General features: G+C 41.9%; 16 protein-coding genes. 3 read left to right on the top strand and 13 right to left on the bottom strand.

Going from position 1 to position 18,215, the window contains the following annotated elements; all coding sequences use genetic code 11:
* Positions 1-63: 63 nt before the first annotated feature.
* The 4 genes from ACIPK1_RS06895 to ACIPK1_RS06880 form a co-directional block, all read right to left on the bottom strand.
* On the bottom strand, positions 64-1,728 hold the full coding sequence (locus tag ACIPK1_RS06895; RefSeq protein ID WP_005237349.1) for a peptide ABC transporter substrate-binding protein: 1,665 nt from the start codon (positions 1,726-1,728) through the stop codon (positions 64-66).
* A gap of 228 nt (positions 1,729-1,956) precedes the next feature.
* A complete protein-coding gene (locus ACIPK1_RS06890; RefSeq protein ID WP_101698863.1) occupies positions 1,957-2,904 on the bottom strand; it encodes a hypothetical protein in 948 nt (315 codons plus the stop codon).
* Positions 2,905-3,012: 108 nt separating this feature from the next.
* The gene (locus tag ACIPK1_RS06885; protein WP_158297424.1) at positions 3,013-3,852 is read right to left on the bottom strand and encodes a Cof-type HAD-IIB family hydrolase; all 840 of its coding nucleotides are present in this window, start codon (positions 3,850-3,852) and stop codon (positions 3,013-3,015) included.
* A gap of 157 nt (positions 3,853-4,009) precedes the next feature.
* Positions 4,010-4,633: a GNAT family N-acetyltransferase gene (locus ACIPK1_RS06880; RefSeq protein ID WP_400450347.1), complete on the bottom strand. Its 624-nt coding sequence runs from the start codon at positions 4,631-4,633 to the stop codon at positions 4,010-4,012.
* A gap of 73 nt (positions 4,634-4,706) precedes the next feature.
* Here ACIPK1_RS06880 and ACIPK1_RS06875 point away from each other — a divergent pair, with 73 nt between their 5' ends.
* Positions 4,707-5,495: a MerR family transcriptional regulator gene (locus ACIPK1_RS06875; RefSeq protein ID WP_086299176.1), complete on the top strand. Its 789-nt coding sequence runs from the start codon at positions 4,707-4,709 to the stop codon at positions 5,493-5,495.
* Positions 5,496-5,582: 87 nt separating this feature from the next.
* Here ACIPK1_RS06875 and ACIPK1_RS06870 read toward each other — a convergent pair whose 3' ends face one another.
* Positions 5,583-7,355 (bottom strand): oleate hydratase, encoded by a 1,773-nt coding sequence (locus tag ACIPK1_RS06870; RefSeq protein ID WP_086299175.1) that lies wholly within the window; start codon positions 7,353-7,355, stop codon positions 5,583-5,585.
* Positions 7,356-7,599: 244 nt separating this feature from the next.
* Positions 7,600-9,243 (bottom strand): SH3 domain-containing protein, encoded by a 1,644-nt coding sequence (locus tag ACIPK1_RS06865; RefSeq protein WP_008377254.1) that lies wholly within the window; start codon positions 9,241-9,243, stop codon positions 7,600-7,602.
* 612 nt (positions 9,244-9,855) lie between these two features.
* On the opposite strand from ACIPK1_RS06865, the gene ACIPK1_RS06860 reads away from it, so the two are divergent.
* On the top strand, positions 9,856-9,996 hold the full coding sequence (locus ACIPK1_RS06860) for a hypothetical protein (RefSeq protein WP_005237363.1): 141 nt from the start codon (positions 9,856-9,858) through the stop codon (positions 9,994-9,996).
* A 345-nt stretch (positions 9,997-10,341) separates the two neighbouring features.
* Here ACIPK1_RS06860 and ACIPK1_RS06855 read toward each other — a convergent pair whose 3' ends face one another.
* The 4 genes from ACIPK1_RS06855 to ACIPK1_RS06840 all read right to left on the bottom strand — a co-directional run bounded on the left by ACIPK1_RS06855 (position 10,342) and on the right by ACIPK1_RS06840 (position 14,023).
* Complete coding sequence (locus ACIPK1_RS06855) at positions 10,342-10,800, bottom strand: N-acetyltransferase (RefSeq protein ID WP_008377253.1); 459 nt, start codon at positions 10,798-10,800, stop codon at positions 10,342-10,344.
* Between the two features lie 71 nt (positions 10,801-10,871).
* Positions 10,872-11,171, bottom strand: a complete 300-nt coding sequence (locus ACIPK1_RS06850) for a MazG-like family protein (RefSeq protein WP_005237365.1) — start codon at positions 11,169-11,171, stop codon at positions 10,872-10,874.
* A gap of 146 nt (positions 11,172-11,317) precedes the next feature.
* Positions 11,318-12,631, bottom strand: a complete 1,314-nt coding sequence (locus ACIPK1_RS06845; RefSeq protein ID WP_086299174.1) for a PTS sugar transporter subunit IIC — start codon at positions 12,629-12,631, stop codon at positions 11,318-11,320.
* 12 nt (positions 12,632-12,643) lie between these two features.
* A complete protein-coding gene (locus ACIPK1_RS06840) occupies positions 12,644-14,023 on the bottom strand; it encodes a glycoside hydrolase family 1 protein (RefSeq protein ID WP_005237367.1) in 1,380 nt (459 codons plus the stop codon).
* A gap of 199 nt (positions 14,024-14,222) precedes the next feature.
* Here ACIPK1_RS06840 and ACIPK1_RS06835 point away from each other — a divergent pair, with 199 nt between their 5' ends.
* A complete protein-coding gene (locus ACIPK1_RS06835; RefSeq protein WP_034868333.1) occupies positions 14,223-14,921 on the top strand; it encodes a GntR family transcriptional regulator in 699 nt (232 codons plus the stop codon).
* A gap of 64 nt (positions 14,922-14,985) precedes the next feature.
* On the opposite strand, the gene ACIPK1_RS06830 is transcribed toward ACIPK1_RS06835, so the two are convergent.
* The 3 genes from ACIPK1_RS06830 to ACIPK1_RS06820 all read right to left on the bottom strand — a co-directional run bounded on the left by ACIPK1_RS06830 (position 14,986) and on the right by ACIPK1_RS06820 (position 17,655).
* Positions 14,986-16,305, bottom strand: coding sequence for a glycosyltransferase (locus tag ACIPK1_RS06830; protein WP_005237369.1), 1,320 nt, complete (start codon positions 16,303-16,305; stop codon positions 14,986-14,988).
* Positions 16,305-16,811 carry a hypothetical protein gene (locus tag ACIPK1_RS06825; protein ID WP_005237370.1) on the bottom strand — a complete coding sequence of 169 codons (507 nt, stop codon included), beginning with the start codon at positions 16,809-16,811 and terminating at the stop codon, positions 16,305-16,307. The genes ACIPK1_RS06830 and ACIPK1_RS06825 overlap by 1 nt, the downstream gene beginning before the upstream one ends.
* A 97-nt stretch (positions 16,812-16,908) precedes the next feature.
* Complete coding sequence (locus ACIPK1_RS06820) at positions 16,909-17,655, bottom strand: YcjF family protein (protein ID WP_005225303.1); 747 nt, start codon at positions 17,653-17,655, stop codon at positions 16,909-16,911.
* Positions 17,656-18,215: the final 560 nt, after the last annotated feature.

Raw genomic sequence — 18,215 nt, 5'->3', positions numbered from 1 at the left:
TAAGAACAAAGCACAAGAAAAAAACTGGCTTGCTTACGCAAAACCAGCTTCTTCTTTAGGCGCTTATTCTTCAATAACTGCCCACTTGTAATCGTATTGCGCACCGGCACCGTGAGAAACGACCCCTTTTACTTTTGGTGCACGTAAATGAGCTTCAACGTTTTGGTACACAGGGATAACCCCTTGTTGATCCATAATGATTTTCTCTGCATCCAACAAATCTTGCCAGCGGGCATCTGGATTGCCAGCATTTGTCGTGGCAGATGATTTCACTGCTGCATCGTACTCATCGCTTGTCCAACGACCTCGGTTGTATGAATTATCGGTTACAAATAGATCTGTAAAACTGCTGGCATCCGCATAGTCAGCACCCCAGCCACCCATAACGACATCAAAATCACCTGAGTTTGAACGATCAAGGCGAACGGAGAAAGGTACTGGACTTAGGCTAACTTTCACCCCATCAAGCGTATCTTGAATCGCACTTTGAATATATTCAATGGCTTTTTTGGTTGAGTCTGTGTCAGAGGCCAAAATTTCAAAACTTAAAGAATCGATTCCCAAAGCCTCTTTGGCTTTTTCCCAATGTTCTTTGGCTTTTTCTTGATCGTATTCAATGACACTTTCCGCTTCATCGACAAAATCAGTATTATCAGTTGGGTTAAAGGTCATTCCTTTTGGTATCAATCCTGTGGAAGCCAATGAACCATCACCTAAAATCGATGTCACTAATGCATCACGATCGATGGCATAAGAGATTGCTTTACGCAGATCCTCATTGCGAAATGGCGAATCTTCTTCTCGCTGATTCAACTCGATATAGGAAGTACGGGCTAATGGTTCTGACACAAACGCTTCATCATTGGCCATTTGCTGCGCCAATTCTCCTGTTAAGATGACGTCGTCCGCTTGCCCATCCTGGAATAGATTCAAGGAGGTCGATGATTCTTTTACGACACTGACATTGATCGTATCAAGTTTCACCGTATCTTTATCCCAATATTGGTCGTTCTTTTCATATGACCATTCTGTATCGGTTCCTGGACCATCAAAGCCAGCTAACACAAACGGTCCATTGTAAACGGCATTGTCGCTTGTTGAAGCATATTGATCGCCGTTGTCTTCTACGACTGCTTGGCTTTGTGGGAAGAAGGATGGAAATGCCAATAAGTATTGGAAGTATGGCGTAGGTGTCGTCAGCGTGATTTCTAATTCATAGTCGCTGACTGCTTTGATCCCCAATTCTGAGGCATCTTTTTCACCTGCTGTTATCGCTTCGGCATTGGTTACGGGCGCAAATAAGTACGCATATTCAGAACCTGTTTCCGCACTTACGGTGCGTTGCCAGCCAAAGACATAATCCGCTGCTGTTACTGGTTCTCCATTTGACCATTTGGCATCTTCACGTAATTTCAATTTATAGGTCAGACCATCTTCACTGACTTCCGCTAATTCGGCGGCACCTGCTGGTTCGGGCTTACTATCAGCATCTAAGCGGTACAACCCTTCATACACATTATTTAAAGCACTGAAACTGATCGTATCGGTGGCTAAGGATAGATCGGCACTAGGCATTTCTTGTTGAACCACAACATTAAAAATTTGTTCGGCAGCTGCTGTCCCACTACCACTTGAACTTTCACCTGTACTTGATGTCCCTCCTGTTGAGCAACCTGCTAATACGATTCCACAAACAGCGATGACACCATATCCCCATTTTTTCTTCATCTTACCTACCCCTTATGAAAATCCAAAATTTTCAGAATTATTACAAAACTCTGAATGTAAATAAGATTTTAATAAATATTAATTATAAAAGCAAGCTATTTTTCTCATTTTATTATTATTTATTTTTTATGTTAACACTGCATGTTATTATTTATGACACAAAAACAAAAAACACAAAGCGAAAGAGATCGCGCTTTGCGTTTTTTTATCTTTGGATAGGAAAGTGGATTACTCCATTTTATAGCTTTGACGCGTCACTTTACCCTCTCGTACCGCAGCGATAATAGTTGGAATAGCCCCAATCGCCGTAAAGAGATAGACCAGACCTAAGTTCCCGTAATATTGACTCGCTTCCAAATACCCTTCACGAATCAAATCAGGTAAAATACGGAAAGCGTAGAAGACATCAACGTCCGTGTAATAATTCGCTACACTGATCGACCAGTCGATACGATTCCCGACATAGACCATAACGATCATGACGATGATACTACTAATAATACCTTTTGTACTGAGTTTTCCACCTAATAATTCATATCCTTTGATGGCACAGATCGCCATTGCGATTCCAGACAATGCAGCTACATATCCCAGTTGTCCTAATAAAATAATTGCGCCGGCACCAATCAGTGAACCAAGAAACGCGCCCACTGTTCCAGCTAGCCAATTTTCTTTTTTCTGCCCTTTTTCCCGTTCTTGTGCAAGGACCGCTTCTTGTTGTTTCTTAAAGCAAGCTTCACACGCAATGACGGGAGTGCCGCCAATAGCATACAGCGAAACCGGCTCAGTGATCGTTCCGCAGAAGGTACAAGCATTTTGGTAACCTTTCGTCTTCAAGAAATTCGTCAATTGGTCCAACGCAGTACGGATCTTGTCCACAGTTTTCCCTGCAGTCATCGCTCCGCGTAATGTATAGGCAACTTGATATCCTTGGATCACACAGTCGGTGATCTCTTTTGACTCACTTAAAACTTCTTTGACTTCTTCTTGGTTCGGAAGTTCCCCCTCTTTGCTAAGGGAAAAATGAGCCACAAGAGAATAACTATTGTTATTCTCTTGAACTAAAAAAAGTTTATAACTATGATACGTTCCATAAATCACCCCGGTGGAAGTATCAACTGAGAGCCCCAACGGCTCGGCAAATTTGGTCAATGTCTTCTCGATCTTCTTATTCATTTTTCTCCTTCTTTCCAACAAACACTTACCTTTTTAGGTATAGCTAAAAGTTTAAGGAGAGTAGAAATGAAAGTCAATCAATTTGTTCAAAAAACCTAGTTTTTTTATTTATTCTGTGACAAATCGCCGCAATGCATCAGCAACCCCATGGTCTGTATTGCTAGCCGTCACAAAATCAGCTTTTGCTTTGACCAAATCGGGCGCATTCTCCATCGCAACACCGATACCGGCTGAAGCAATCATTGGCAGGTCATTAAAATTATCGCCGATCGCTAAGGTTTGCGCCAGCGACACTTGGAAATAGGCCGCTAATTCATTTAGCGCCTTATCTTTTCCCACAGCTTGATGAGTGACTTCCAAATAATTCTCTTTGGATAAATAAAAGGCGCTTTCTAAAAAGTCAGCGTTCTGGCAGGCAGCATGAAGCGCTTGGATTTCTGCCGTTGTGCCGATCAAAAGAAACTTATGAACCTCAAAAGCTTCTTGTGCCAACAGTTGTTCTAATGAAGTTTCTACAGGAGTCTCTTTGGTGATCGCCGCTTCTGCTCGTGCCCATTGGTCCACTCTTTCGCAATACCACTGATCACCAGAGTAGACATTGATGGAAACACCAGGAAAATCAGCTTTGATGCGCGCAACCAAAGTTTTTGCTTCTGCTTTTTTGACCTCATGACTAAATATTGGTACAAGCGTACCCGTATGATCGTACCGTCCAATCAGGGCACCGTTGTAGCAAGCCAAGGGCCAGTCTTCTATCTCTAATTCTTCAGCTATCGGTAGCATTCCTTTCGGGGAGCGAGCGGAAGCCAAAACAAAAGGAATCGCTTGCTGCTTCAACCGTTTGATTTCTTCAATCAAAACCGGATCGATTTGATGTTTATGATCCAAGATCGTCCCATCGATATCACTTAAAATAAACCCAATCTGCTTTTTTTCCAAATAAACCATCCTTTCCCATTCCCCATCCTTTTTACGAAAGCGAATTGATCCATCGCTTTCGACCAAAACAAGCGCCGTTTCCATAAAACGAAAACAGCTTTCTTGTCCTTCTTTGCTTCCAGTTTACCATACTAGCCAATGAAAAAAAGAGTGCATCGCTGCACTCTTAGGAAGTATAGATATAAAACTCGATTTCCTTCTTGATCGGCTTTTTGATCCAGCGTTTCACAGCAGCTGCCCGCTTCAAGCCCATATGCTCATAAAAACCGTAATTACAAGTGGTATCGGTATAAAGGAAAAACGGAGCTGTTTTATCATGCTGGACCATCGCTAAGAAGGAAGTAAAGAGTTGCTTGCCTACACCCAATCCTTGTGTTTTGGGACTAACGGCAAACAAACCAACTTCGGTCTGAAAAGGAATTTGTAAGTCTTTCAACATCGCTTGATTTAACTCAGCCACCTCTTTGGCATAATGCAGCAGCGTGTTTCTCCCTTGATTAGAAAACATTAAGCAGCCAGCATGCCACATCGTTTTCCCCCAATAGCGCATTGGATGAAGCTTCTTCCCTCTTTTACTGTCTGCTAATAAGATACCGACAGCTTCACCATTTAAAAGAGCCACACGTGAATAGGTAGCACGGGCAAGTTCATAACACAAAAAGACATGAGCAAAGTGTTTGGCGGTCTTCGGGTCAAATTGCTTGTCGTAGTTCCAGCTATCAATAATTACTTGCACAAGCGCAGGCAGATCTTCTCGTTTAAATGGTCGATATGTTACTTGTTTATTCATTCTATCTTCCTCCCAGTAGTTGACTATCTTTAGTATAAAGTTTACAGTAACTGTAAAGTCAAGGAGGAGCGCCATGAAAACCAAATTAAAAGTATCGGAAATGGCACGCTTAGCGCGAATCAATCCTCGGACACTCCACTATTATGACGAGATTGGGCTATTTCAACCAAACAGCAAAGACGAGAACGGGTACCGGTATTATTCCCTTGATCAACTTTTGGATCTCGGATTGATCCTGTCTTTGAAAGAATTATCGATGCCCTTAAAAGAGATTCAAACAGCGTTGCAGGGGGATGCCGAGACCATGAGAAACTTATTGGAAGCCAAGCGGCAAACCATCGATGAAAAAATTCAGCAGTTGTCCAACATCCAAAAAATCATCGAACGAAAAGCAGCGGACTTGCGTCTGGCTGCAGAAAAAACTTCCCCCTTCACCTTGAAGGAACAGCCAGAGGAGTATTTCTCCCTTAGTCCTAGATTAAACGGCAGCAGCATCCCAGAGATGATCACCCAAGCCTACGACCTTTTGATGGCACAGCCTTATCTTTTCTCGAATAACGAATACGGTTTTATGATTCGGACGAACAAAGGCAATACGCAGGACATCGACTACGTTTATGTGCGGCAAGAAGAACCACAACGAGCTTCCTTCGTGAAACCGGCAGGTTGCTATTTAACCACCATTTATCAGGGGGATGACGAAGGATTGAAGCAGTTCTATCAAAAACTCAAGCAGCTGATTGCAGCGCACCAATGGCAAATCGATGACTACTTCTATGAACGATCGATCCATGAAACGACCCTTAGCAACGAGCAAGCTTATTTGACAGAGATCCAAGTCCGGATTTTATCTGAGGAATAAGGATTCGTCTAAACAACACTAAAAAGTAAATGAAAAAACGCAACGACCACGAGCAGTTTCTTTCGCCTCGTCGTCGTTGTGTTTTAATTAAATCAAATGGTTTTCTTTCAACAGATCGCCAATGTAGGTATGTTCAGTTTTCTTAACGAAGCCTTCCAATAGTTTCCGTTCGATAAATGGTAGCTCCATTTCCGTGATTTTTTTCTTATCGGTCAGATAATAGACAGCTTTGGCCAAGGTACGCAGATCATAAGCGGAAGCAAACACTTCTGGTACCCCGCGTTCCACATCTAATAGCTGATAAACAGCCTCCATTGCAGTCCGAACGGAATACTCTGTTGTAAAAACAGTGTCTCTTTCAGTCTCTGCGAAATTACCGATAAAAGCTAAGTTTTTGGAGCCATTTGGAATAACCAATGGCCGATCCCCTGGCTCACGCAGCATGAAGTAGGAAGTGATAAACGGCATGTAAACCGGAACTGCCACACTTGATTCTTTTGAAATGCGTTGGATTTCTGCTTCCGGCACGCCTAAATGGTAAAGCAGTTCTTGCACGATTTCTTGTCCAGAACATTGCTCAATTGGTTTTTTGATGTAGTTTCCTGGCGTATTTGACAACAAGCCATACACCCATGTGATCGTTTGTTGGTCTTTTTGTTCTTTAAAGTGCGGTTGGCGATGGGTCGCAAAGCTCATCATCCAATTGGAATCTTTGATGGTGATGATCCCCCCAGTGACGATTCTGCCTGTTCGCAACTTGCGATGGGTCAATTTTTCTAAATAAGGTTCAACATCAAAATTTTGCCAAGTGACAGTTGCCGAAACAAACCAGCTTTCTTCAGGTAAGTTTTCATAAAAGACTTCTGGATGACCAAAATCAGGCGATTGCGCCGCCAAGTTTTTCCATAAACGCCAGCTACCACCAGGTGCTTTTGAGATAGGCGCTGGAGTATAATGGTCCCCTTGCGTGGAACTTTCAGTGATCGATCCGTTGGTAACAAAGACCAAGTCATCTTCTGACAAAGGAATTTCTTCGATTGCCCCCGCTTTTTCTAGCACAAGTTTTTGAGCAACTTTTTCCTCGCCCACGATCCGAACATCGATATTGCTGACTGTGCATTCATATTGGAAGTCGACTCCTTGTTCTTCCAAATAAGCAAGTAGTGGTTTGACCAATGACTCATATTGGTTGTAACGGGTAAATTTTAACGCGGTAAAATCAGGCAAGCCATCGATATGATGCACAAAACGCAACACATAGCGACGCATTTCAATCGCCGAATGCCATTTTTCAAAGGCGAACATCGTACACCAGTATAGCCAAAAATTGGATTCAAAGAATTCTTCGCCAAAAACATCTTCGATTTTTTTCCCGATCAATTGATCTTCTGAAGTCATAAATAATTGAGTCAATTCTTTTTGTGCTGTAGCAGACAAGGTAAATTCTCCATCATCTGCTGCTCGTTGGCCGCGATTGTGGATGATCCGACAGTTAGACGAATTTGGATCATCGTGATCCAACCAGTAAAACTCATCTAACACCGAAGCATCTTCCACCTCCAAAGACGGAATCGAGCGAAATAGATCCCACAGACACTCAAAATGATTTTCCATTTCTCGACCGCCGCGGGTCACAAATCCATCATGGGGAATGAATTTTCCGTCTAATGAACCGCCTGATAAAGAAAGTTCTTCAAGGACGTGGATTTTCTCACCCGCCATATGGCCGTCACGGATCAAGAAGACTGCCGCAGCAAGTCCTGCTAATCCACCACCAACAATATAGGCTTCTTTCTTTTCGACATCTTTCGGTTTTCTGCTTCTTGCAAAAGCTTCGTAATTTCCGTTCGTATATCTCATGTAGATCCCTCCTAATATTGGTACGTTTTTATGGTATCAGTAACTATTTTTTTTGACAAAAATTTGTACTAGTAAAAACAAGTGATTTTGACAAATCGGCCTTTTTGTCAAAAAAACAAGGGCAAAATCCCACCTTTTAGAAGATCTGCGCCCAGCACAAAAAGCGCCCCTAAGAAAACTGATTGCAGCTTTCTTAGGGGCGTTTCTAACAAAGGACAAACCCTTTGCCTTTTCAATAAAATATTTATTTCACGCGTAGAGCGAAGCTAGCAGTCGAAAAGCCTGATTGTGCTTCGGTGACTGTATAACCCGTGCTTGGCGCATGGATATAGCTTGTATTACTTGTAGCGATCGCTACATGGTAGGTATTCCCTTTTTGACCCCAGAACAGCAAGTCGCCAGCTTGTGCTTGCGAGACAGGAATGATCGTCCCTGCGCTTTCTTGTGGGACTGTCCAATCACCGATGTTTTTGCCCGTCACTTTTAAGAAGACGTAGCGTGTAAACCCAGAACAGTCGAAGACATCTGGTCCTTTGCCTCCCCATTGATAAGGAGTGCCGATATGTTTTCTAGCTTCTGCAACGATCGCTGCTCCGTTCACGCTCATCGGAACATTAGTATTGCCTGCGTTGTTATTGTTGCCAGGAGTCGTCGCACTGACTTCTTTGACATATGCTGCAGATACCCAGCCACCAGTTGATAACTTATACCAAGTGGTATTGCCATTGACTGACGTGCCTTGTTTTTGAGCCACTGCTTTGAAGGTCGCATTACTGCCCAAACTGCTGACCACACTTGCAGAAGTCGATGCATTTGAGCGCACATTCATCCCAGTGGTTGTTTGGAACGTCTTATTGATGGCTTGCTCACTCGCATTGCTTGAGCCGTTTGATGAACCAGTATTGTTTGAACCTGTGTTTGAATTATTGTTATTACTTGTATTTCCAGAACTAGACGTGACGTCACGCACATATGCCGCTGTGATCCAGCCACCAGTCGATACTTTGTACCAAACATTGGTGCCGCCAACGGATGTGCCATTTTTCTGGGCAACGACCTTCACCGTCGTGCTGTTGCTTAGGCTGCCAACGACACTGCCGCTTGTTGACGCACTCGAACGAACATTTAATGCCGCTGTTGTTTTCACGTTCTTGCTGATAGCCGTTTCTGCAGAAACACTTGTATTGCCGCCAGAAGAACTATTGCCTGTGGAGCTACTGGAAACATCTTTGACATAGGCTGCCGTGATCCAACCGCCTGTGGACAATTTGTACCAAGTGGTCGTGCCATTCACCGATGTCCCACTCTTTTGTGCAACGACCTGTACTGTCGCATTACTGCTCAAACCGCGTACGACACTAGAACTTGTCGTTGCATTTGAACGGACGTTCAATGCAGTAGTCGTTTTCACTGATTTCGAAATTGCTTTTTCCGATGAAGAAGACGACGAATTGGACGAGCCTGTATTGGCAGAAGAAGAGCCTGAGGTGCTCTTCACATAAGCCCCTGAGATCCAGCCGCCTGTTGATAGCTTATACCATATTGTATTGCCATTCACTGAGGTACCGTTCTTTTGAGCCACCGCAGTGATTGTTGTATTTGCTCCTACACCACTTACGATAGAGGCACTTGTTGAAGCATTTGAACGAACATTCAGTGAAGCTGTTGTTTTAAATTGTCGATTGATCGCCGTTTCAGCTGACGATCTGGCAAGAGTAGCAGTTGTGTTGGTTGATGACGAAGCGTTCGTCGTTTCGGTCGCATGAGCAAGAGACGTAAAGACACCTGATGTTGATGCTAACGCTGCTGTGATACCCAATCCTTTTTGTACGAAAAGGGACCGTTTTTGTTTCACTAAACGCTTCCGTTTGATTTTCCGAGATTCCAATAAAACACCCCCTGTACCCCATTTTAACAAAAATTAATATTTTTTGATATTGTTTTCGTTTTGTATTTTTTTAATTTGCGTTTAATAAAACGTGTCATTTATTTTCCTGCGTTATTCTTTTTAATCACTTTCTCTTTGACGCTGACCGTTGGCACTATATTTACAAAGATTTCTATAAACAACAAAAAAATGCTATTTCATTCAACGTTATTTTAATTCGCGAATAAAAACAGGATTTTTTTTACAAACAAACCCACTTTTTGAAAATCAAGACTGTTATTTGAATAACATTTCTTTCCTGATCCCCTTTTTCAAAAATCGATACTAAAATCACCCATTTATCATTCCTTTTTTACACACGGGATTCTGTGAAAAAAGTTTTTTCAAAAAGAATGCTTCTTTTACCAGTGTGATCGACGCTATGATGAAATCCTGTTACATCGCTTCCAACTGGATACGAATTTTTTGATAGAGAAGTCCCTCACTTCTACCGAAAGAAATATTTTCACAATGTATTTCATACGAAAGTTTATAATACCAAGGAGAAAACCAAGAATTTGCATAAGTTTGTGAAATTATGCTATACTAAAAAAAAGGAAGAGGTGACCGAGTATGAAAACAAAGACGAAAGAAAAAGTTTATGCTGAACGACAACATAACTACAAAACGAAAAAAGAAGAGATTTTCAAAAAAGCCCTAGATTCCGTACCGACCACAGACAAGAAAAAAGAAGAACAGAAAAAGAAAGCGTAGAATCCTGCGTTTTCTTTTTTTGTTGATCTGTAAAAAGACGAGGCTTCGCCGAAGGGTGGCGAGTCTCGTCTTTATTGTAATCGAAAAAAAAGCAGGCTATGATACTTTCTATCTCAACCATTGTCAATTCACCTTGAAAATCACCGAATGACTACCATCAATGCAATAAAGGGAAACTCTTCCTCAAAAGAAGCGACAGTTTCTTATTCCAACGGGTCTTAAACACAATATTTAGTAGGCGAAAACACGTTCCTACAATATATTGTGGATAAACCTGTTGAAACTGTGCATAACTAAAAAGCCTGCGATTTTTTTGCAGACTTTTTAGTTATTGACATGCTTGAATTAATCTAGAGATAAATAATAGCTCACATTATCTGGTAACGGTTTAAAGCCATTCTTTTTGTAAAAATCCGCTGCGGGCATACTTTCTTCGGTATCTAACAGGATCGTTGGAATCTCTTTCTTGAGCAGATCCTCTTTGATCATTTCTAAGAAAGTGGAACCCAAGCCCTTTCCTTGGTGCGTGCCTGTAATTAAAAAGGTGTCGACCACATACTCTTTTCCTTGATACCAGGGCTTGATAAAGCCCAATGAAAGACCAATCAATTCATTCGATGCTCGGTTTGTTAGTCGATAACCAATAAAAGTATTCATTGCCATCATTGATGATACATAGTCGGTGATTTGCGGCACTGTCAATTGGTCATTCCATGGTTCTGCTGAAAATACAGCAATATAGTGGTCCACGACTTCTGCTAAATCTGCCGTTGTTAATTCACGCATGCTTACGTTCTTTTCCATCCTATCTCCTGCTTCCCTTTCTATTTCGGTCGAGCCTATACTCGAAGAATCCACTAATTTTTGTGCGTGTATCAATCATCGATTCGTTTTGCATAGCCATTGCCATAACTGATATAACGGCGCTTTTGGTTGACGGCCATTTTTTTATGAATCTCTGCTTCAAGATCAATGGAAAGGATTTCTGCTAACCCAAGAAGATAAATCGCCACATCCGCCAATTCTTCTCCTACCTCTTGTTGCTTCCGATAGGCATCAAAGGCCTCCCCTATTTCACCATATAAAGCCAAAAACTCTTTTTCAATATTGGTGACATTGAATTGGTGATCGATTTTGTTTTGATAAATCGCTTTTTGCATTTCTGATAGTTTCATAGTCGCTCCTTTTGGGATAGTATACCATTTAATTAAAATTCAAAATAGAAACTTAGTAAAAAAATCACCTCAAAAAATAGTGACCCCAAAACGTTAGAATTTTGATCTAACTTTTGTAGGTCACTATAATATAGGATTCCCTTTTTTTATTCTGCCCGCTCCAATTCAGCAGATTTGATTGCAACCCGTTGAGCGATTTTTAGAAATGGAAAATAGATTGCTACACAGACGACGATGATGATCACCTGAACCAAAACAACTTTGAAATCCCCTTTTGATGCCAATAATGCACTAAGAATTGGCGGTGTCGTCCAAGGAACCATGACTGAAAGTGGCTCAATGAATCCTACTGCGGTCGCAAAGTAGCCAATCAACGTCGCAACAATTGGACTTGCAACGAAGGGAATGATCATTGGTAAATTGAAGACGATCGGTAAACCAAAGATGATTGGCTCGTTGATATTAAAAATACCCGGAGCTAGGGATAGATTGACGACATCCCGAAAAGGTTGGTAATTGCGGACGAATAAGAGCACTGCAATGATCAAACTGATCGTAAATCCAGTCCCGCCTAGTTGTGCGAAAACCGTCACAAATGCTGAATTTAAAATATTGGGTGGCGTAGCACCGTCCTGCACAGCCTGCATGTTCTCATTCATATTGACTAACAGCAACGGATCTAACAAGGTGCCATTGATGACGGTTTGGTGAATGCCTAAAGTAAACAGAAAGTTGCCCGTTGAATAGATGATCAAGAAACCAAAAATCGATGTGTTCAATAAACGCAGTGGTTCTTGGATCACTGTTGAAATGATTTGAATCAGGTCGGTATCAAATGCTGCTAGCACGGTCGCAACTACGGCAAAGAAGGAAATCACTAAAATAGCAGGGATCAACGTACTGAAGGATTTGCTGACAGCAGGAGGAACTTGATCCCCTAAATTGATTTCTAAGTGCTTGTTTTCTGATAGCCGAATAAATAATTCCGTGGCAACTAGCCCACAAATGATTCCAGAAAACATCCCTTTGGTCCCGACATCATCAAACAGCATCACACCACTGATGGTCACTTCTGCTTGGGCGCCTTCCGGCATCACGGCATGAGCCATCGCCAACATGACCACTAAGCAAGTCGTTGCCACAAAGGTTGCATTGATGGCGCTCGGATTATTTTTGTTGCGACAAAGGAAGTAGGCGATCATCGGAGCAATCAGCAAACCGGCGATATTCAATGTTCCATTGGTGATGGAATTGCCAAACACTTGCATTCGCGCCAAGGCAGCCCCTTCTAAGAACCACGGAAAGAAGACATTATTAAACAACACAGCGATCCCTGCGATAATAAAGGCAGGCATTAAGGTCGCAAACGCATCACGAAGACTTTTGAGATGAACCTGATTGCCGAGACGGACCGAAAACTCTGTAAATTTATCTAAAAACGTGCGCTTTTCTGCTGCCATTTTCTGTTCCTCCTATTCTGCATATGGGTTTGTATAGATCGTACTACCATTCGTTTTGATCACTTCTTTGAACCATTCATACGATTTTTTCGGCACACGTTTCATATCTCGCAACTCATGATTGCCACGATTGACATACACAAGTCCGTATCGTTTCTCCATATCACCTTGAGAGCTCAAAATGTCGATCAGTCCCCAGCCAAGATAACCAAGACAGACCACTCCATCTTCCACCATCGCTGCAAACATCGCTCGAATATGCTCTTGATGGTAGGCAATCCGGTAATCATCTTGAATCGGTTCGTTGCCATTCCAATGCTCTCTGACACCAATTCCGTTTTCAATCGGAAACACTGGCAACCGGTACCGCTGATAGACTTTATTTAAGACATCACGGAAGCCGAGCGGATCAATTTGCCAATTCCATTCCGTCGTTTCAATATACGGATTGTCTTGTTTTCCAAAAGTCATGTACCGATTTGGCGGCGTTCCTTCAGGGATTTTTTCAGCGTTCAAGGTAGAAGAAGCATAATAGCTAAAGGCAATGTAATCATTTTTCTGCGCTGCGATCGCTTCTAATTCCCCAGGTAAAATATTCATATTGAGTTGATGATTTTTCACGTATCGGTCTTGTGCTGCCGAATACTTGCCGTGCGCATAGCAATCTAATAAAGTAAAATTCGCAAATTCATCAAACTCTCTTGCTGCTTTGATGTCTTGTGGACGACAAGTCGCTGGATACGCTTCAGAATACGCCAGCATGCCGCCAATCTTCGCATTTGTTGTTTCATGAAGATAGTTACAGATCTCTGCATGGCAAACCATGACATTGTGGAAAATTTGATACAATTCTTCTGTTGTTTCTTCCCCTTCTAAATAGCCGCTGATCTTAAAACCATGGTCTTGGTGGAAAAGATTTTGTTCGTTAAAGGTTAACCAATAATGGACTTTATCCGCAAAACGATCCACCATTTCTTTTCCAAAGCGAATGAATGCGTCCTTCACTTCTTTACTGATGAACCCGTTATAGGTTTTCGCTAGATGCAGGGGCATATCAAAATGGTACAAACAAATCATAGGTTCGATTCCTCTAGCTAACAGATCATCAATAAAACGATCGTAATAGGCGATCCCTTCTTCATTAAAGGCACCATCTCCATCGTGAACGACCCTTGACCAAGAAATTTGAAAACGATACATGTTCATCCCCAAATCTTGCATATAATCAAAATCTTCTGTATACGCATGATAGTTATCATTTGCTACATGCCAATCGCTAGCCTGTTCCGAAGCTTCCCGTATATCATAAACGGATAAGCTTTTACCACCTTCATTCCATCCACCTTCTGTCTGCATACTGCTGACACTGTTTCCCCAATAAAATGTCGTCATATTGATTCCTCCATCATTTGTATTCGCTTACAAAACCTATTATAATTAGGTGAAATCGGCATGTAAATTTTTCGAGAACACATGTAAAGCTTTTTCTGTACATATGAATTTCAGTTGATTCTTTAATGATATACCTTGTTTTTATCCCCTTCAAACAAAACTCAAGTCCATGAATTACTTTACATAAGGAGTGATGACTATGACAAAATACAAAGAGATCGTTGATCAGTTGCGGACGAATATTTATGAAGGTGTTTTTCCAGCTTTATCAAAGCTACCGGAACAAACGGCGTTAGCCAAACGATTTCAAACCTCGCGAATGACGATCCAAAAAGCGCTAAATCAACTGAAGCAAGAAGGCCTGATTTCCACCAAAAGAGGTCATGGCACCTATGTCAATTCAGCGACCTACCAAGGACAGATCAATGAGTATATCGGTCTAGTCAACCGATATGGCGGGCGGCATAAAGTGCAAAGTAAAATCATTAGTTTCAATGTTCGTTTCCCAGAAGCCAACGAAATGGATTACTTGTCCTTGCGAGAAAACGAACCTGTTTATGATATCGTACGACTGCGCTATGTTGATAACGAACCCTTTGAATTGGAGTACACGATCATGCCCATCAAAACCATTCCCGATATTGATATGGCGATCCTTGAACACTCGATCTATCGATATATCACTGATTCCTTACACCTCAAAATAGGCCCCGCCATACGTAAAATCCGTGCCGACAAAGCGGATTCCTATGATATCAAATATTTAGAAGTTGATCCCAATGATCCGATCTTAGAATTAGAACAAGTTGCTCGTCTCTCCGACGGACGGCCCTTCGAATTTTCACAAACTCGTTATCCTTACCAAAATCGTGAGATTTACTATCTTTCTGAACCTTAATGGCAAAAAAACAAGTCTGAAGAAAACTCAGACTTGTTTTTATTGTCTAGGAAAGGTGAACTCGTTAAGATTCTTCGTTTTTTTTCGCCGTTCGCTCGGGACTGACCCAAACGCCGCTACCGTAGCCAAGGATGGTTTTGACGGCTGGAATAAAGGTAGTGACGATCGTTATGGCATTAATCATCCAGTAAAACAGCATGTAAAAAGGGGCAAAGCGGAAATACTTCAGCTTGCTGCGGTTGTCATCCGCCAAAAGGCTGGTAAATAGCTGCATGACCCCTGCAATCATCTCAAAACAAACAAAGAGAAAGGCCATCGTAAACATATGGTAGATCCGCTCGTAATTCCCAGTTGCCCCATAATAAATCAGATAAAAAACAAACAAAGCCGAAGACAACCAGAAAAAGAATGACCAGATAATACTTAAGGACTGATCCACAAACATGGCGGTTCGTCCGATATTTTCAAAAGGGTGTAAGAAAACTTTTTTAAAATTGGTCAACCACACTTCCGTTCCGCCTTTCGCCCAACGTTTCCGTTGCCGATAGAGCATCTTGAGTGTTTCTGGCACCTCCATGAAAAACATCACTCGTGACGCAAACAATGACAACCAACCATGGAATTGGTGGTCCCAGGCAATACTGATATCTTCCGTGGCACGATTTTGTCGAAAGAGACCAACGTCCATCAATGCGGCTCTACGATACATTGTGTTGGCACCGCTATAGGCATAGATGACGCCGAAAACGGCTTGCTGGGTTCGTTTGATAATTCCTACGATACTTGAAAATTCAACGGTTTGCGATTTCCCGACGATCGTTGTGCGATTTTGAACGTCCATATTCGCCGTAATGGCAGAGATATTGATGGAATCTTGGCGGATGAAATAATTGACATATTTCCACAATGCATCAGGTTCAGGGACCGTATCTGCGTCGTTGCTCAAAATCAATTCCCCTTTAGCAAACCCTACACCAATATTAAAGGCATGGGCTTTCCCTTGGTTTTTTTCGATACGCAAAACCCTTAGATTCGGGTACTGTTCCATCAATCGATCTAGTATCACAGGAGTTTGATCCGTTGAGCCATCATCCGTCACCAACACCTCATAGTTGCTGTAGTTTAGATTGTTCATTAAATAATGAATCGTGTCTTCAATTACGACTTCTTCATTGTGAGCCGGTACCATAATGGTGATCATCGGCTCGATTTCTTCGGGGATCGGTATCCACTCTAACTGACGATAGCGGAACAAAAAACGATTGCAGATCACCCCGATGAACCAAGCAAAGCCGCCTAAAATGGGATACGTGAACAGAATCATTAAAACAACCGTTAAAAATGTATCCAACCACGGGAACCCAGTATCAAAATTGACAACCATCAGCCCACCCCATTTCTACGGAAAAGTTCTTGGATCTCCGTTTCTCCAATGTTTTGCTCAGGAGTAACGGCATAGTACTTGGCAGCGTGACGCTCTTCTTTCGTTCCGAAGCGTTCTTCGTAAAAAGCTTCTAATACTTCTTTGCGTTTTTCTAAGGCAACTTCGTCATGCATCGATTGCTTTTGCAACAATCTTTTGAAACGCCGGTTGTTCCTCAAGGTCAACAAAGTAAATGTCAGAACCAAGACCAAAAAAGAAATTCCTAGGAACAACGCCAAAAAATCAAAAGTCACTGCTTCTTCCAGATATGTCCGAAAGGCGATCCGATCCGCTAGATTCGGTAAAGTCAGCGGGATGGCCAGCCAGACAAACGGAACCAAGACCATCAGCCAAGCAAGAATCGTCAAAATCGTTTGGCGGGTCTTCAAAGCAGAACGACCTTTTTGAAAATACGCATCGGTGACCAACCGTTCTTTGACTTCTTCCCGTGTCACTCGTTGTTTCATTTTACTCACTCCTTAAAAAGTATTTTTTGCTGTGAAGAAAAAGAAGCAACAAAAGCAAGTCGTCTTTTGATGGACCTGCTTCGTTCTTCTTTTTGACCTACTTGGATTTCTTGCCAACTTTCAACGCATTGAACAGCGTGTGAAATTGGCCTTTAAAGGACATCACTTGCTCAAACACATCTTCCCCATCATTCAGCATCTTGACAGTCACCCAGCCTAATGCTTCGGTGATACCACTAGCCACACTGGCATTGATCGCAGCTCCAGCAACGGTGCCTACTGCTGGGACAAATTTCAAGATATTGCCAACGGCACTGCGTCCAAAACTCACCACCACTAACTCTTTCGAGATACTCTTCGCTAACCCTTCACGCCACGTTCGCCCAAAAATGCGATACAAACGTGCCATCATCGTCATTTGAACCGGCACAAGTAACACTGCATCTGAAAAAGGAATCGGTGAACAGCCGATGATCGCCGCCGTCAAAGAAGCCGCATGGATCGTGCGGTGGGCTTTTTTCCGCGTTTCATCATCTACGCCAACCAAAAACTCCTCAAACACCTGATCAAATTGATCCTTGCTTTTCGCTAACACTTTTTCCGCCTGGGCTTTTGATCCGTCATAGCCTTTCATCACAAGGGCAGCCGATTTTTTCGGCATTCGCTTCATGACATCCGCAAAAAAAGAAGTAAACTCCGCTTCTTCTTGCAGCTCTTCTCTCGTTTGACTTTGCTCGACTTGAACGGACTGTTCCGTTAATAATTCATTTTCGTTTTGCTTCTTTTTGCGTTTTATCCATGGTTTTTTCAAAGAAATGTCTCCTTCTTTCGACTCGTTGTTCATTTAAAAAATCAAAGTGAGCCATGATTTTGTTCCTCTTTCTATTTTAGCTCAGGTTTTTCAAGATAGCGAAAATGTAGCTTGAGAGAGCTTACACTTGATGAAAAATGCAAATTTGCATCTTTAGATTATTTATTTATATTATCGTTTTTTTATGCTATGATACACAAAAGGAGTGGATCAAATGAAAAAGAAATTGAATTGGAAAGTCCTTTTTTATTTAGGCTTATTGACTTACTTTCTTTTAAGCGGTATCTTCGCATTCTTTGGGGTCGAAATACCGTTTCTTTATAAACGTTGATCTTCACGTTTTCTCAGAACAATATCATTCAACCCTTTGCTCTATGCTAAGACAATCCATCATTCTAACATCCATATAATCTAATTAGAAAAGGTGATTTTCTTGTCCATTTTATTTGATTTATTGCAGCTACTTGCCGTTATCTGTATCGCGTATTTATTGTTCACAAAAAACCATTTCCTCAAGCAATTAACCGCTGTTCAGAAAATGGTCTTTCTCGTCTTATGTGTTTCTGTGCTCCTACCGGCTCTTTATGAATTTA

This window comes from Enterococcus sp. NPDC086594 (assembly GCF_044746145.1).
Classification (GTDB): Bacteria; Bacillota; Bacilli; order Lactobacillales; family Enterococcaceae; genus Enterococcus_D; species Enterococcus_D entomosocium.
The sequence above is the reverse complement of the archived record's forward strand: the minus strand, read 5'-3'. Positions and strand labels throughout refer to the sequence as shown.

Coding starts and splice junctions, on each gene's coding strand:
- ACIPK1_RS06850 (WP_005237365.1), bottom strand. CDS start 11,171: ATGAAACTATCAGAAATGCAAAAAGCGATTTATCAAAACAAAATCGAT.
- ACIPK1_RS06890 (WP_101698863.1), bottom strand. CDS start 2,904: ATGAATAAGAAGATCGAGAAGACATTGACCAAATTTGCCGAGCCGTTG.
- ACIPK1_RS06840 (WP_005237367.1), bottom strand. CDS start 14,023: ATGACGACATTTTATTGGGGAAACAGTGTCAGCAGTATGCAGACAGAA.
- ACIPK1_RS06835 (WP_034868333.1), top strand. CDS start 14,223: ATGACAAAATACAAAGAGATCGTTGATCAGTTGCGGACGAATATTTAT.
- ACIPK1_RS06825 (WP_005237370.1), bottom strand. CDS start 16,811: ATGAAACAACGAGTGACACGGGAAGAAGTCAAAGAACGGTTGGTCACC.
- ACIPK1_RS06870 (WP_086299175.1), bottom strand. CDS start 7,355: ATGAGATATACGAACGGAAATTACGAAGCTTTTGCAAGAAGCAGAAAA.
- ACIPK1_RS06860 (WP_005237363.1), top strand. CDS start 9,856: ATGAAAACAAAGACGAAAGAAAAAGTTTATGCTGAACGACAACATAAC.
- ACIPK1_RS06820 (WP_005225303.1), bottom strand. CDS start 17,655: ATGAACAACGAGTCGAAAGAAGGAGACATTTCTTTGAAAAAACCATGG.
- ACIPK1_RS06880 (WP_400450347.1), bottom strand. CDS start 4,633: ATGAATAAACAAGTAACATATCGACCATTTAAACGAGAAGATCTGCCT.
- ACIPK1_RS06845 (WP_086299174.1), bottom strand. CDS start 12,631: ATGGCAGCAGAAAAGCGCACGTTTTTAGATAAATTTACAGAGTTTTCG.
- ACIPK1_RS06895 (WP_005237349.1), bottom strand. CDS start 1,728: ATGAAGAAAAAATGGGGATATGGTGTCATCGCTGTTTGTGGAATCGTA.
- ACIPK1_RS06855 (WP_008377253.1), bottom strand. CDS start 10,800: ATGGAAAAGAACGTAAGCATGCGTGAATTAACAACGGCAGATTTAGCA.
- ACIPK1_RS06830 (WP_005237369.1), bottom strand. CDS start 16,305: ATGGTTGTCAATTTTGATACTGGGTTCCCGTGGTTGGATACATTTTTA.
- ACIPK1_RS06875 (WP_086299176.1), top strand. CDS start 4,707: ATGAAAACCAAATTAAAAGTATCGGAAATGGCACGCTTAGCGCGAATC.
- ACIPK1_RS06885 (WP_158297424.1), bottom strand. CDS start 3,852: ATGGTTTATTTGGAAAAAAAGCAGATTGGGTTTATTTTAAGTGATATC.